13 protein-coding genes and 1 pseudogene are annotated in these 12,686 nt (G+C 72.6%); 4 read left to right on the top strand and 10 right to left on the bottom strand.

All coding sequences use genetic code 11. The features are described 5' to 3' along the window. Positions 1 to 85: 85 nt before the first annotated feature. The 4 genes from HYE82_RS13630 to HYE82_RS13615 form a co-directional block, all read right to left on the bottom strand. Complete coding sequence (locus HYE82_RS13630) at positions 86 to 1,060, bottom strand: electron transfer flavoprotein subunit alpha/FixB family protein (RefSeq protein WP_179174280.1); 975 nt, start codon at positions 1,058 to 1,060, stop codon at positions 86 to 88. 222 nt (positions 1,061 to 1,282) lie between these two features. Further along, on the bottom strand, positions 1,283 to 2,068 hold the full coding sequence (locus tag HYE82_RS13625) for an electron transfer flavoprotein subunit beta/FixA family protein (protein WP_179174279.1): 786 nt from the start codon (positions 2,066 to 2,068) through the stop codon (positions 1,283 to 1,285). 203 nt (positions 2,069 to 2,271) lie between these two features. Then, the gene (locus tag HYE82_RS13620) at positions 2,272 to 2,793 is read right to left on the bottom strand and encodes a flavin reductase family protein (RefSeq protein ID WP_256987180.1); all 522 of its coding nucleotides are present in this window, start codon (positions 2,791 to 2,793) and stop codon (positions 2,272 to 2,274) included. Between the two features lie 337 nt (positions 2,794 to 3,130). Next, the gene (locus HYE82_RS13615) at positions 3,131 to 3,502 is read right to left on the bottom strand and encodes a thioredoxin family protein (protein ID WP_256987179.1); all 372 of its coding nucleotides are present in this window, start codon (positions 3,500 to 3,502) and stop codon (positions 3,131 to 3,133) included. A gap of 256 nt (positions 3,503 to 3,758) precedes the next feature. Here HYE82_RS13615 and HYE82_RS13610 point away from each other — a divergent pair, with 256 nt between their 5' ends. Further along, positions 3,759 to 4,481 (top strand): 1-acyl-sn-glycerol-3-phosphate acyltransferase, encoded by a 723-nt coding sequence (locus HYE82_RS13610; RefSeq protein WP_179174277.1) that lies wholly within the window; start codon positions 3,759 to 3,761, stop codon positions 4,479 to 4,481. Between the two features lie 233 nt (positions 4,482 to 4,714). Here HYE82_RS13610 and HYE82_RS13605 read toward each other — a convergent pair. Then, positions 4,715 to 5,260 (bottom strand): annotated as a pseudogene (locus HYE82_RS13605) (CGNR zinc finger domain-containing protein); the annotation flags it as partial. 126 nt (positions 5,261 to 5,386) lie between these two features. Between HYE82_RS13605 and HYE82_RS13600 the strand changes: the two are divergent. Then, positions 5,387 to 6,685 (top strand): MFS transporter, encoded by a 1,299-nt coding sequence (locus tag HYE82_RS13600; protein WP_179174275.1) that lies wholly within the window; start codon positions 5,387 to 5,389, stop codon positions 6,683 to 6,685. Here HYE82_RS13600 and HYE82_RS13595 read toward each other — a convergent pair. The 4 genes from HYE82_RS13595 to HYE82_RS13580 form a co-directional block, all read right to left on the bottom strand. Continuing rightward, entirely contained in the window at positions 6,621 to 7,028 is a 408-nt protein-coding gene (locus HYE82_RS13595) for a hypothetical protein (protein WP_256987177.1), read from the bottom strand. The two genes, HYE82_RS13600 and HYE82_RS13595, sit on opposite strands and share 65 nt — an antisense overlap. A 70-nt stretch (positions 7,029 to 7,098) precedes the next feature. Continuing rightward, positions 7,099 to 8,160, bottom strand: coding sequence for a low specificity L-threonine aldolase (locus HYE82_RS13590; RefSeq protein WP_179174296.1), 1,062 nt, complete (start codon positions 8,158 to 8,160; stop codon positions 7,099 to 7,101). Continuing rightward, positions 8,157 to 8,924 carry an SDR family NAD(P)-dependent oxidoreductase gene (locus HYE82_RS13585; protein ID WP_179174274.1) on the bottom strand — a complete coding sequence of 256 codons (768 nt, stop codon included), beginning with the start codon at positions 8,922 to 8,924 and terminating at the stop codon, positions 8,157 to 8,159. The genes HYE82_RS13590 and HYE82_RS13585 overlap by 4 nt, the downstream gene beginning before the upstream one ends. A gap of 26 nt (positions 8,925 to 8,950) precedes the next feature. Continuing rightward, complete coding sequence (locus tag HYE82_RS13580; protein ID WP_179174273.1) at positions 8,951 to 10,357, bottom strand: DUF6421 family protein; 1,407 nt, start codon at positions 10,355 to 10,357, stop codon at positions 8,951 to 8,953. A gap of 381 nt (positions 10,358 to 10,738) precedes the next feature. Here HYE82_RS13580 and HYE82_RS13575 point away from each other — a divergent pair, with 381 nt between their 5' ends. Beyond that, a complete protein-coding gene (locus tag HYE82_RS13575; RefSeq protein WP_179174272.1) occupies positions 10,739 to 11,431 on the top strand; it encodes a glycerophosphodiester phosphodiesterase family protein in 693 nt (230 codons plus the stop codon). A 135-nt stretch (positions 11,432 to 11,566) separates the two neighbouring features. Here the strand turns inward: HYE82_RS13575 and HYE82_RS13570 are convergent, their stop codons facing one another. Beyond that, positions 11,567 to 12,109 carry a GNAT family N-acetyltransferase gene (locus tag HYE82_RS13570; RefSeq protein WP_179174295.1) on the bottom strand — a complete coding sequence of 181 codons (543 nt, stop codon included), beginning with the start codon at positions 12,107 to 12,109 and terminating at the stop codon, positions 11,567 to 11,569. Between the two features lie 153 nt (positions 12,110 to 12,262). Between HYE82_RS13570 and HYE82_RS13565 the strand changes: the two genes are divergently transcribed. Continuing rightward, on the top strand, positions 12,263 to 12,686 hold a 424-nt coding region (locus HYE82_RS13565), incomplete at its 3' end, for a DUF5134 domain-containing protein (RefSeq protein ID WP_309144306.1).

The following is a 12,686-nucleotide window of genomic DNA, read 5'->3' as shown; positions in this document are numbered from 1 at the left end:
AATGGTCCCGCCCGGTGGCGACAGCAACGACTCGGGGCCGTGCGGTGAGAACACCACACGGCCCCGTGACGGAGAGAGGCGCAGGTCAGCCCTTGCGCGCCTGGATCTCCTGGGTCAGCTGCGGGACGACCTCGAAGAGGTCGCCCACGACGCCGTAGTCGACGAGCTCGAAGATCGGGGCCTCGGCGTCCTTGTTGATGGCCACGATGGTCTTCGAGGTCTGCATGCCAGCCCGGTGCTGGATCGCGCCGGAGATACCGGTGGCGACGTACAGCTGCGGGGAGACCGACTTGCCGGTCTGGCCGACCTGGTTGGTGTGCGGGTACCAGCCGGCGTCGACGGCGGCGCGCGAGGCACCGACGGCCGCACCGAGGGAGTCGGCCAGCGCCTCGATGATGGCGAAGTTCTCGGCGCCGTTGACGCCGCGGCCGCCGGAGACCACGATCGCGGCCTCGGTCAGCTCGGGACGGCCGGTCGACTCGCGCGGGGTGCGCGAGGTGACCTTGGTGCCGGTGGCCAGGGCGCCGAAGGTGACGGCGAGCGCCTCGACGGCACCGGCGGCCGGGGCGGCCTCGACCGCGGCCGAATTCGGCTTGACGGTGATGACCGGGGTGCCCTTGGAGACACGGGACTTGGTGGTGAAGGACGCGGCGAACGCGGACTGCGTCGCGACCGGGCCCTCGTCACCGGCCTCCAGGTCGACGGCGTCGGTGATGATGCCGGAACCGATGCGGACGGCGAGGCGGGCCGCGATCTCCTTGCCCTCGGCGGAGGACGGGACGAGCACGGCGGCCAGGGAGCCCGCGGCGGACACGGCCTCGTAGGCGGCCTGCAGCGCGTCGACCTTCGGCACGACGAGGTACTCGGCGAACTCGGGGGCGTCGGCGGTGAGGACCTTGACCGCGCCGTGCTCGGCGAGCACGGCGGCGGTGTTCTCGGCACCGGCGCCGAGGGCGACGGCGACGGGCTCGCCGATGCGGCGGGCCAGGGTCAGCAGCTCGAGGGTGGGCTTGCGGACGGCGCCGTCCACGTGGTCGACGTAGACGAGGACTTCAGCCATTACTACTCCTGGGCGAGAACCCCGAACTTCATCCGGGGAAAGACATGTTGACTGCTGGGCTCAACCCGCGCCTCCGAGCGCCGGGCAGGGCTTGTCCGTCATGAGGCCGTCTCGACAGTCGAGTGAGAAGCCCCTTCGGGGGAGGAGTCACGGGGATGCTCCTGCGAAGAGCAATCCGGGCCGCGCGGGGCGTGTTGCAACCGACCCGCGCGGCCACCTCCACTAGATGAACTTCTGGCCGGCCAGGAACTCGGCCAGCTGCTTGCCGCCCTCGCCCTCGTCCTTGACGATCGTGCCGGCGGTGCGCGCCGGACGCTGCGCCGCGGAGTCCACCGCGGTCCAGGCGCCCTCCAGGCCGACCTCCTCCGCCTCGAGGTCGAGGTCGGACAGGTCCCAGGACTGCACCGGCTTCTTCTTGGCGGCCATGATGCCCTTGAAGGACGGGTAGCGGGCCTCGCCCGACTGGTCCGTCACGGAGACGACCGCCGGGAGGGAGGCCTCGAGCTGCTCGCTCGCGGTGTCGCCGTCGCGGCGGCCCGTGACGGTGCCGTCCTCGACACTGACCTCGGAGAGCAGGGTGACCTGCGGGACGCCCAGGCGCTCGGCCAGGAGGGCCGGGAGGACACCCATGGTGCCGTCGGTCGACGCCATGCCCGTGATGACCAGGTCGTAGCCGGCCTTCTCGACGGCCTTGGCCAGCACCAGGGAGGTGCCGATCACGTCGGTGCCGTGCAGGTCGTCGTCCTCGACGTGGATGGCCTTGTCGGCACCCATGGACAGCGCCTTGCGCAGGGCGTCCTTGGCGTCCTCCGGGCCCACCGTCAGCACGGTGATCTCGGCGTCGTCGGCGTCCTCGGCGATCTGCAGCGCCTGCTCGACGGCGTACTCGTCGAGCTCCGACAGCAGACCGTCGACGTCGTCGCGGTCCACCGTCAGGTCATCGGCGAAGTGCCGGTCGCCGGTGGCGTCGGGCACGTACTTCACACAGACAACGATCCTCAGGCTCACGCCGGCTCTCCTACCGCATCGTCTTGTTTCTGATACCGCCTTATGCAGGCAGCATAGGCGCCTTGTCGGGCGGATCCCGGTCGGGGCGGCCCGCGCTCCGATCAGAATGTTACTCGCCAGTACATCGCGGGTCTCCCCGGGAGGCAAGGCCGCTGAACTGTGATCTGTCCAACGCCACCCCAACCCGCCCCAGCAGGGACGATTCAGTCACGCAACGCGTTGAAGCGCCCCTGGTGGTACAGCAGCGGACGACCCTGTCCCGCAGGGTCACCGAGCACGGCTTCCGCGATGATCACCCGGTGCTCGCCGGCCGGCACCCGCGCCACCACCCGGCACACCAGCCACGCCAGTACGCCGTCCAGCAGCGGCACCCCGTGGGGCCCCCGCGACCAGCCGGTACCCGGACCGAAACGGTCCGCTCCGCTGCGGGCGAACAGGCCCGCCAGCTCCTTCTGGTGCTCGCCCAGTATGTGCACGCCGAGGTGGTCGCAGTCGCGCAGGGCGGGCCAGCTGGAGGAGCTGGTACCGGTGGTGAACGAGAGCAGTGGCGGTTCGGCGGAGACCGAGTTGAGCGAGGTCGCGGTGAAGCCGACCGGCCGGTCACCGTCCGCGGCTGTGATCACGGCGACCCCCGCGGCGTGCTGCCGGAAGACCGAGCGCAGCAGCTCGGGCGAGCCGGGCAGGGCGGACGCGAACAGGTCGGCCGGGCGGGGCTGCGCCGGCATGGCGGTCTGCGGAGGCGGACCGGAGCGGAGGGACGCAGTGGCAAGCGGGGCGGACTGGGCCGCGGAGGCCGTCGGGGCCGTCATCGGGGGGCCTTCCTTCTGCTCTGCCGCAGGGCGGCGGGCACGAGCGCGTCGGACATCGGGTCAGGGCGGGTCGTTCAGTGAGCCTGACAGCGCGCACTCGCGTGACGGACGAGGTCCACATGGACGCGCCCGTACAGCAGAAGTTCGTACCTCATGCGGTCAGCCTGGCGATCTCTGCTGTACACAGTCAAGCGGGGGCGGGAAGATGCGAGGCGCGTCACGCTGCGTGCGGGTGCGTGCACCGGCGCACCGGTCACATCGCAGCGCCCAGCGCGGCGATCACATCGGCTTTGCGCGGCATCCCCGCAGCGCGCCGGACGATCCGGCCGCCCGCGTCCAGGACGAGCACGGTCGGGGTCTTCTCGATGCCCAGGGCGCGTACCAGGTCGAGGTTCTGCTCGGCGTCGATCTCGATGTGGGCGACGCCGTCGACCAGGCCCGCCACTTCGGCCAGGATCCGCCGGGTGGCCCGGCAGGGCTGGCAGAAGGCGGTGGAGAACTGCACCAGGCTCGCCCGCTCCCCCGGTTCGGCGCCCAGCCGTGCGGCATCCAGCCGCCCGGCGCCGGCCCCTTGTCCCGCCGCGTCCCCGTCCACTCCCACTCCCACTCCCGCTCCCGCCGCCATCACCATCACCGCCACCGTCACCCGCGGACACCGCGTCCCGCATCATTGAAGTACGTTCGTACGGCGGTCCGAGCGCCTGCGGCGTGCGCTGCATTCCCCGGGTGGTTCCCCGCGTGACGAGAATCTCCCCGGGGACGGGCGTCTGGGCTGGCCAGCAGGGCTCGAATACGGCACGATCCGCAGTGGCCGCGTACCTACGCAGCCGTAACTTACGGCCGGGAGAACCTCCCCAGGCAGAAAGCGGGGTCTCCCCCTCATGGCTGAGCTCGTCTACCCCCCGGTGATCGGCGCCGCCCACGCGCTGTTCCGGGCGCTGGACATCCGGATCGACATGAAGGGCGCCGAGAACATCCCGCGCCAGGGCGGTGCGGTCCTGGTCTCGAACCACATCGGCTACCTCGACTTCATCTTCGCCGGTCTGACGGCCCGGCCGCAGAAGCGGCTGGTGCGGTTCATGGCGAAGGAGTCGGTGTTCCGCCACAAGGTGTCGGGCCCGCTGATGCGCGCGATGAAGCACATTCCGGTGGACCGGGCGCAGGGTGAGACCGCCTACCGGCACGCCCTCGACTCGTTGCGCGCCGGCGAGATCATCGGGGTGTTTCCGGAGGCGACGATCTCCCAGTCCTTCACGCTGAAGAGCTTCAAGTCGGGTGCGGCACGGATGGCACAGGAGGCCGGAGTCCCGCTGATCCCGGTGGCCCTGTGGGGCACCCAGCGGCTGTGGACCAAGGGCAGGCCGCGCAATTTCAAGCGCAGCCACATCCCCGTGACGCTGCGGGTGGGCGAGCCGATCGAGGCGCCGACCGACCAGTACGCCGGGGCGATCACGCGGCGGCTGCGGGAGCGGGTGCAGGAGCTGCTGGAGGCCGCTCAGCGCGCCTACCCGGTGGACCGGAAGGACGCCGAGGGCGCCTGGTGGCAGCCGGCACACCTGGGCGGCTCGGCGCCGACGCCGGCCCAGGTCAAGGAAGCGGGCTGATCCGGTACCACCGGGTCGGGTGAACTCTCGGGCCCGTGCGGCCCCCGCCCGGCGGCGGACCGCACGGGCTTTCGCATGCCGTCGGGCGGCCGCTACCGCCCGGCGCCGGACCACGGCCCCGTCGCCGCCTCCGCCCCTGTGCCTGCCGCCGCCCGTGCGCCTGCCGCCTCCGCCGCCCCTGTCTCTGCCGCCTCCGCCGCCCGTGCGCCTGCCGCGCCCGCCGCCCCGGCTTCCGCGCGCTTGCGCCGGCGGTGGGCGGCGACGCGTTCGCGCGTGGCGCAGGTGCCGGAGCAGTAGCGGCGGGCGCTGCCGGGGCCGCCGCCGAGGAAGAGCCGGCCGCAGCCGGCGGCGGCGCAGGCGCCCCATACGATCCGGCCGTGCTCGGTGAGCAGCTGGGCGAGGGCCAGGGCTCCGGCGGCCAGGAACCACTCGCCCCAGCCGGCCTCGTCGCCCCGGTCCACGTGGAGGTGCCAGGGGTGGCCGTCGTGCCGGGTCAGGCGGGGCCGGGCGGCGTACTGCGCGAAGAGGGCGTTGAGGGCTTCCGCGGAGCGGTCCTCGTCCGGCTCGGCGAGGAGGTCCGCCATCCGCCGGGCGGCGGCGCGCAGGTCGGCGGCGTCGGCCTCGGTGAAGGCCCCGGGCGTGAGGTCGGCGGGGTTCTCCCCGTGCCGGGCGAGCAGTGCGGTGAGGCCGGTCCGCGGGAGACCGGGGTCGGCCCGGACCGCCTCGGCGAGGTCGACGAGCCGCCGTGCGGCCGAGAAGCCCTGCGCGGAGTCGGTCATGCCCTGTTCCTTTCGCCTGCACCTTTTCGCTGTACACCTTTTTCGCCGTACATGCTTTCGTCCTGCTCCCGCAGCACGTAACGTCTTGAGCCGCCATGACGTTACACGATCGGGGGAGGGTCCGGCATGGTCGGGTTCGGGCGGTATCTGGCGGCGGCGGTGGCCGCGCGCTTCGCCTCGGAGGGCATGAGCCTGGCGGTTGTGCTGCTCGCCCTGGAGCGCACCGGGAGCGCCGCGTACGGGGCGTTCGTACTGACGGCGTGGCTGGCCCCGCACGTCCTGGCGGCTCCGCTCGCCGGGGCGGCCGCGGGCAGGGCCCGGCGGCCGCGGCTGTTCCACGTCGGCGCGCTGGCGGGGTTCACGTCCGCGGTGGCGGCGCTGGCCGTGCTGCTCGGCCGGGCGCCCCTGCCGGTGGTGCTCGCGGTGGCGGTGCTCGGCGGGAGCTGCGGGCCGATGGTGACGGGCGGGATGTCCAGCCTGGTCGCCGGGCTGGTGTCGGCGGGAGCCCGGCGCGACCGGGCGTACGGCTGGGACGCGAGCACCTACAACGCCGCGGCCGTGACGGCTCCGGCGGTGGTCGGCCTGGTCGCGGCGGCCGGGGCTGCGGCGCCGGCGATGGCCGTGCTGGCGCTGGGCGGTGCGGTCGCGGCGGCCCTGGTCGCGACCCTCCCGTTCGGCGGCGCCGGGGCGGCTTCGCGGGACGAGTCCGGGCGGACCACCAGGACAGCCGCTCCGACGGTGGCTTCGCCGTCCGGTGCCGGAGGCTCCCGGGCGGGGCTCGGGGGCGGGCTGGCTGCCCTCTGGCGGATCCCGGAGCTGCGGGCGATCACGGCGGCGACGACGCTGGCCTTCGCGGGGCTGGGCTCCCTCACCACCACCTCGGTACTGCTGGCCGGGCGGCTCGGCAGTCCGGGCGCCGGGGGTGTGCTGATGACGGCGTTCGCGCTGGGGGCGCTCGGGGGCTCGCTGACGCTGGGCCGGCTCGCGGGGGTGGAGCCGGGGCGGATGGCACGCTGGGCGATGGCGGGCACGGGGGTGGCGCTCGGGGCGGCCGCCTTCTCCCCGTCCGTGGCGGTGGGGGCGGCGCTGTTCGCGGTGGCGGGCGTGTGCGACGGGCCCCTGCTGACGGCCACGCTGCGGATCCGGGCGGACCACGCCCCCGATGCGGTGCGGACGCAGGTGTTCACGCTGGGGGCGGGGCTCAAGCTGACCGCGGCCTCGGTCGGCGCCGCCCTCGTGGGACTGGCCGCCGACGTGCCGCCGCAGTTGCTGCTGTCGGGGGTCGCGGTACTGGTTCTCGCGTCGGCCCTGCTACACCTGCTCGTGGCGCCGCGCGGCGCCGGGGCGGGGGCGGTCGCGGCTACAGGGCTTCCGGCAGGTTCCGCCACAGCTGCGGCCGGTCGGCGGAGCCCCGGAGCGCCGTGAGCACGGCCGGGTGCGGGGCGGCGTGCAGCTCGGGATGGTCGGCCTCGCCGAGTTCCGGGCGAACGGGAAACGCGAGGTGGGCAGATCCCTTGCGGGTGGCGAGCACGTCCGAGGCGCGCCAGGAGACGCGCGGGTCGCCGAAGTCAGCGGACTGCGGGATGGTGTCGCGGACTAACTCGTAGGCCGCTGCGGCGTATGAGTATGCACTGCCGGTGGCGGCCCAGAGGACTTCGGCGGTTTTCCGGACGGGACGGGCGGTCGTGGCCGATGCCCCGTCGGCCGCCAGGCAGGCGTCAGGATCGCGATCGGTGGTGGTCGGCTGCACGATCCGGAACATGGACATACCCCCGACCGCAGTTCACTGAACTCACAGTCGGGGGTATGTCCATTCAGTTTGGCGGTGGCTGGGCCGGTCAGCGGGCCAGCTCCTCCTTCAGCGCCTGGAGGAAGCCGTCGACGTCCTCCTCCGTGGTGTCGAAACCGCACATCCAGCGCACGTGGCCGGCGGCCTCGTCCCAGAAGTAGAAGCGGTAGCGCTGCTGCAGCCGCAGCGACACCTCGTGCGGCAGCTTCGCGAACACCGCGTTCGCCTGGACCGGGTAGAGGATCTCCACCCCGTCGGTCTCGCGCACGCCCGCGGCGAGCCGCTGCGCCATCGCGTTGGCCTGCCGGGCGTTGCGCAGCCACAGGTCCTTGGCGAGCAGCGCCTCCAGCTGGACGGAGACGAAGCGCATCTTCGACGCGAGCTGCATCGACATCTTGCGGATGTGCTTCATCTGCCGGACCGCGTCCGGGTTGACCACGACCACGGCCTCGCCGAACATCATGCCGTTCTTGGTGCCGCCGTACGAGAGCACGTCGACGCCCACCGCGTTGGTGAACGTGCGCATCGGCACGTCGAGGGAGGCCGCGGCGTTGGCTATGCGGGCGCCGTCGAGGTGGACCTTCATGCCGAGTCCGTGGGCGTGCTCGCAGATCGCCCGGATCTCGTCCGGGGTGTAGACCGTGCCCAGCTCGGTGTTCTGGGTGATCGACACGACCTGCGGCATCGCCCGGTGCTCGTCCTCGAAGCCCCAGGCCTCCTGGTCGATGAGTTCGGGGGTGAGCTTGCCGTCCGGGGTGGGGACGGCCAGCAGCTTGAGGCCGGCCATCCGCTCCGGAGCGCCGCCCTCGTCCACGTTGATGTGGGCGCTCTTGGCGCAGATCACGGCGCCCCAGCGGTCGGTCATGGCCTGGAGGGCCGTGACGTTCGCGCCGGTGCCGTTGAACACCGGGAAAGCCTCCGCGTACGGACCGAAGTGGCTGCGGATGATCCTCTGCAGGTGCTCGGTGTACTCGTCCTCGCCGTACGCGACCTGGTGGCCGCCGTTGGCCAGGGCAAGGGCCTCCAGGATCTCCGGGTGGACCCCTGCGTAGTTGTCGCTCGCGAAACCGCGTACCGCCGGATCGTGGTGGCGGCGGGCATCGGTCTTCACGGTTGCGGAGTGAGCCACAGACGCTGTCCGTTCACATCGATGGCGGGCCGCTCCCACACGCCGGCGATGGCCTCGGCCAGCTCCTTGACGTCGGTGAAGCCCGCGAACTTCGCATTGGGGCGCTCCGCGCGCATCGCGTCGTGCACCAGTGCCTTGATCACCAGGATCGCAGCTGCGGCGCCCGGGCCCTCCTCGCCCCCCGCCTTGCGGAAGGAGTCGGCCATGGCGAGCGTCCAGGCCTCGGCGGCCGCCTTGCCGGCGTTGTACGCGGCGTTGTTCGCGACGGGTTTGTGCGCGCCGGACTGGCTGACCAGCACGTAGCGGCCCCGGTCGCTGCGCAGCAGAGCGTCGTGGAAGGCGATCGACGTGTGCTGGACGGTGCGGATCAGGAGCTTCTCCAGGAAGTCCCAGTCGCCCAGGTCGGTCTCCGTGAAGGAGGTGCTGCCGCGCCAGCCGCCGACGAGGTGGACGAGGCCGTCCACCCGGCCGAATTCCTTCTCGGTCCGCGCGGCCCATTCCTTGGTCGCGTCGAGGTCGAGCAGGTCCACGGTGTCACCGGTGACGGTGGCACCGCCGTGGGCGTAGCGGGCCGCGTCCACGGCCTCGGCCAGGCGCGCCGGGTCGGCGTCGGACGCCACGACCACGGCACCGGCCTCGGCGAGGCGGAGCAGGGCTGCGCGCCCGGCGGGGCCGCCGGCGCCGGCCACGGCGACGACGGCTCCCTTCAGGCTGCCGAGGTCCCCGGTCTCGTTTCCGCTGTTCATCTGTGCAGCCTCCAGGGGGCGAGTGCTCACGCGGCGGCCCGCTCGGCCGTGTCGGCGTTGTGGGCGGTGATGCCCTTGCAGGAGGCGATCACGGTCTTGAGCTTCTTGGCGAGCGCCTCATAGAACATGCTGAGCGGAAACTCGTCGGGAAGCACGTCGTCCACGAGCTTGCGCGGCGGCTGCGTCAGGTCCAGGGCGTCGGGGCCCTTCGCCCACGTGGAGCCCGGGTGCGGGGCGAGGTAGGTGGACACCAGCTCGTAGGCCTTGAACCAGTGCACGAGCTTCGGGCGGTCGATGCCGTCGCGGTACAGCTTCTCGATCTCGGCGCACAGCTGGTTGGTGACCTGCGGGGCGCGCATCCAGTCGATCTTCAGCGTGTTGTCCGTCCAGCGCACGACGTCGTGCTTGTGGAGGTACGCGAACAGCAGCTGGCCGCCGAGGCCGTCGTAGTTGCGGTTGCGGTCACCGGAGACCGGGAAGCGGAACATCCGGTCGAAGAGGACGGCGTACTGCACGTCACGGCCGTGCTCGTTGCCTTCCGACTCCAGCTTCACGGCCTCCTTGAAGGCGGTGAGGTCGCAGCGCAGCTCCTCCAGGCCGTACATCCAGAACGGCTGCCGCTGCTTGATCATGAAGGGGTCGAACGGCAGGTCGCCGTGGCTGTGGGTGCGGTCGTGGACCATGTCCCACAGGACGAAGGCCTTCTCGCAGCGCTCCTGGTCCTCGACCATGCGGGCGATGTCCTCGGGCAGCTCGATGCCGAGGATGTCGACGGCGGCCTCGGTGACCTTGCGGTAGCGGGCGGCCTCGCGGTCGCAGAAGATACCGCCCCAGGTGAAGCGCTCGGGGGCCTCGCGGACGGCGATGGTCTCCGGGAAGAGCACCGCGGAGTGGGTGTCGTAGCCCGGCGTGAAGTCCTCGAGGGTGATGCCGAGGAACAGCGGGTTGTCGTACCGGGTGCGCTCCAGCTCGGAGAGCCACTCGGGCCACACCATCTTCAGGACGACGGCCTCGAAGTTGCGGTCCGGGTTGCCGTTCTGCGTGTACATGGGGAAGACGACGAGGTGCTGGAGGCCGTCGGCGCGCTCGGCAGCAGGGTGGAAGGCCATCAGCGAGTCGAGGAAGTCCGGCACGCGGAAGCCCTCGGCGACCCACTTGCGCAGGTCCGCGACGAGCGCCTTGTGGTAGGCCGTGGCGTGGGGCAGGAGCGGCGAGAGCTGCTCGACCGCGGCGGCCGCGCGCTCGACGGCGGCTTCGACCTGCTCGGGGGCGGGCGCGCCCTCGGCCTCGAAGTCGATCGAACCGTCCTTGGACTGCCAGGGGCGGATCTCCTCCACGGCGGCCTTGAGCGCGGGCCACGCCGGGTGGTCGACCACCCGCGCATCGGCGGCTATCGCGGCCCCGCCGGTACCCGGCACAAGAGTTTCCGTCATGTCACTTCCTCCACAGGAGAACCTCACGTAATGACAGCGTATGCATGTGAGGGTGTCCTGCTCAAGGGGTTGTCCAGGAAATTATGCGGCTGTACCCCTATCGAAACCGCAATTCTTCCCGCAGTCCATCGTTCGGGCGAGCGCATCGCCGTCCTGTCAAGGCCTTGGAGGCGCGCCCACGCACGGGTGAGACGGCACGGGCCCCGCGGCCGGGCGTGGGGCGCAGGGCCCTGGCGGGAACCGGCCTCCGGGCGGATCCGGTCCTCTGCACGGGCGGTCTCAACGCGACCGGGGCGCACTAGCATGCGTCCTCAACCGCGCGCGGCCGGGCCGGGGCCGCGACCGCGCCGGGGAGCCGCCGTCGACGGAAGCGAGAGAACCTTGACTTTCCTCACCATCGGTCATCGCGGGGTCATGGGTGTCGAGCCGGAGAACACCCTGCGGTCGTTCGTCCGCGCGGAACGCACCGGCATGGACGCCATCGCACTGGACCTGCGCCTGAGCAAGGACGGTGTGCTCGTCGTCCTGCACGACGCGGACGTCGACCGGACCACCGACGGCTCGGGCGCCGTCACCGACCTGACCCTGGACGAGCTGCGCGGTCTGGACGCCGGGCAGGGCGAGCGCATCCCGGTCTTCGAGGAGGTCCTGGACTCCGTACGGACCCCGCTGCAGGTGTCCGTCCAGGACCGGCCCGCGGCAGCGGCGCTGGCGGAGCTGCTGGTGGGCCGCGACCTGACCGCGCGGGTGGAGGTGGCCTCGTTCCACGACGCGGTACTCGCCGAGGCGGCCCGGCTGGCGCCGGGCGTGCGGACCGTTCTCCACTCCGATCTGGGCGGGGGCTCGGCCGCGGAGGTCGTGGACCGGGCGCTGGCCGCGGGGGTGCGGGCGCTCGCCCTGGACCTGCGGCGGCTCACCCTGGAGACCGTGGAGGCGGCGCACCGCGCCGGGCTGCGGGTGACGGGCTGGACGGCCAACACCCTGGAGCAGCTGCGGCTCGCGCGGGCCCTCGAACTGGACGGGGTGGCCACCGACTTCCCCGAGATCCGCAGCACGGGCCGGTTCACGGCCTGACGGCCGCCGCCCCGAGGCCCCCGGTCCGGCAATGGCCGGATCCGGGGCGCCGGAGCAGGGCGCTCGGCCGGCGCTGGGGCCGCGGCTCCCGGGCCGCGGCTCCCGGGCCGGGGCGCACCGCCCGGTGGACCGCTCCTACAGCGCCTTGACCAGGAGTTCGAAGGCCAGGTCGTCGCGGAGCGGGACACCGAAGCGCTCGTCGCCGTAGGGGAAGGGGCTCAGCTCGCCGGTGCGGCGGTAGCCGCGGCGCTCGTAGTAGGCGATGAGCTCCTCCCGGACGTGCACCACCGTCATCCGCATCTCCCGGATGCCCCACGTCTCCCGGGCCCGGCGCTCCGCCTCGGCGAGGACCTCCTTGCCGAGGCCGGCGCCCTGCAGCCCGGGACGGACGGCGAACATGCCGAAGTACGCATGGTCGCCCCGGTGTTCGAGCTGGCAGCAGGCGACGAGCTCGCCCGCGCGCTCGACGACGAGCAGGACGCTGTCGGGGGTCCGGATGACGGCGCGCACCCCCTCCGGGTCGGTGCGCTGCCCCTCCAGGAAGTCCGCCTCCGTGGTCCAGCCGGCCCGGCTGGCATCCCCGCGGTACGCCGACTCGACGAGCTCCACGAGGGCCGGCACGTCCGCCTCGACGGCATTGCGGAATTCGAGTGCGGCGGGCTGGACGACGGTCGACATCGGGGCTCCGTTCTGCTGTGTGCTCAACGGCATATGACATGCCCGGTGCTGCACGGACAGCCTAACGCGCCGCCGCGTGCGGACCCGTGGGCCGGGGCATCTGTTCACCGTGACGCCGTCGACCCGGGGGTTCCCGCCGTGCACGGTCCCGCTGTGTCCTCATGGTCCGCTCCCGCCGCCCTCCCCGGCTGGCTGCTCGTCGCGCTGTGCGCGGTGAGCGGGGCGTACTGCCTGGGGCTCGCGCGCAGAGCGGGCCGGCGGGCGCGCGGCGCGGCGGCGGGCGAGGCGCTGATGGGCCTCGGGATGGCGGTGATGGCCGCGCCGCCGGGCCTCGGGCCGTGGGGGCCGCAGGTGCTTCTGGCGGTCTTCTGCGGGGCCGTGCTGCACGCGCTGTGGCTGCTGCGCGACGGCCTGCACCACGCACACCACCTGGTCGGCTCGCTGGCGATGGCGTACATGGCGCTGACGATGGCCTCGGGCCACGGGACCGGGGCGGGGGCCTGGGCAGGCCGGCCGCTCGTGGCCGCGGTGCTCCTCGTCTACTTCGCGGGGTACGTCCTGCTGGGTGGGGCACGGC

This window comes from Streptomyces sp. BR123, assembly GCF_013401435.1.
Classification (GTDB): domain Bacteria; phylum Actinomycetota; class Actinomycetes; order Streptomycetales; family Streptomycetaceae; genus Streptomyces.
Note: the sequence above shows the minus strand (reverse complement) of the source record. Positions and strands in the feature narration are given on the sequence as shown.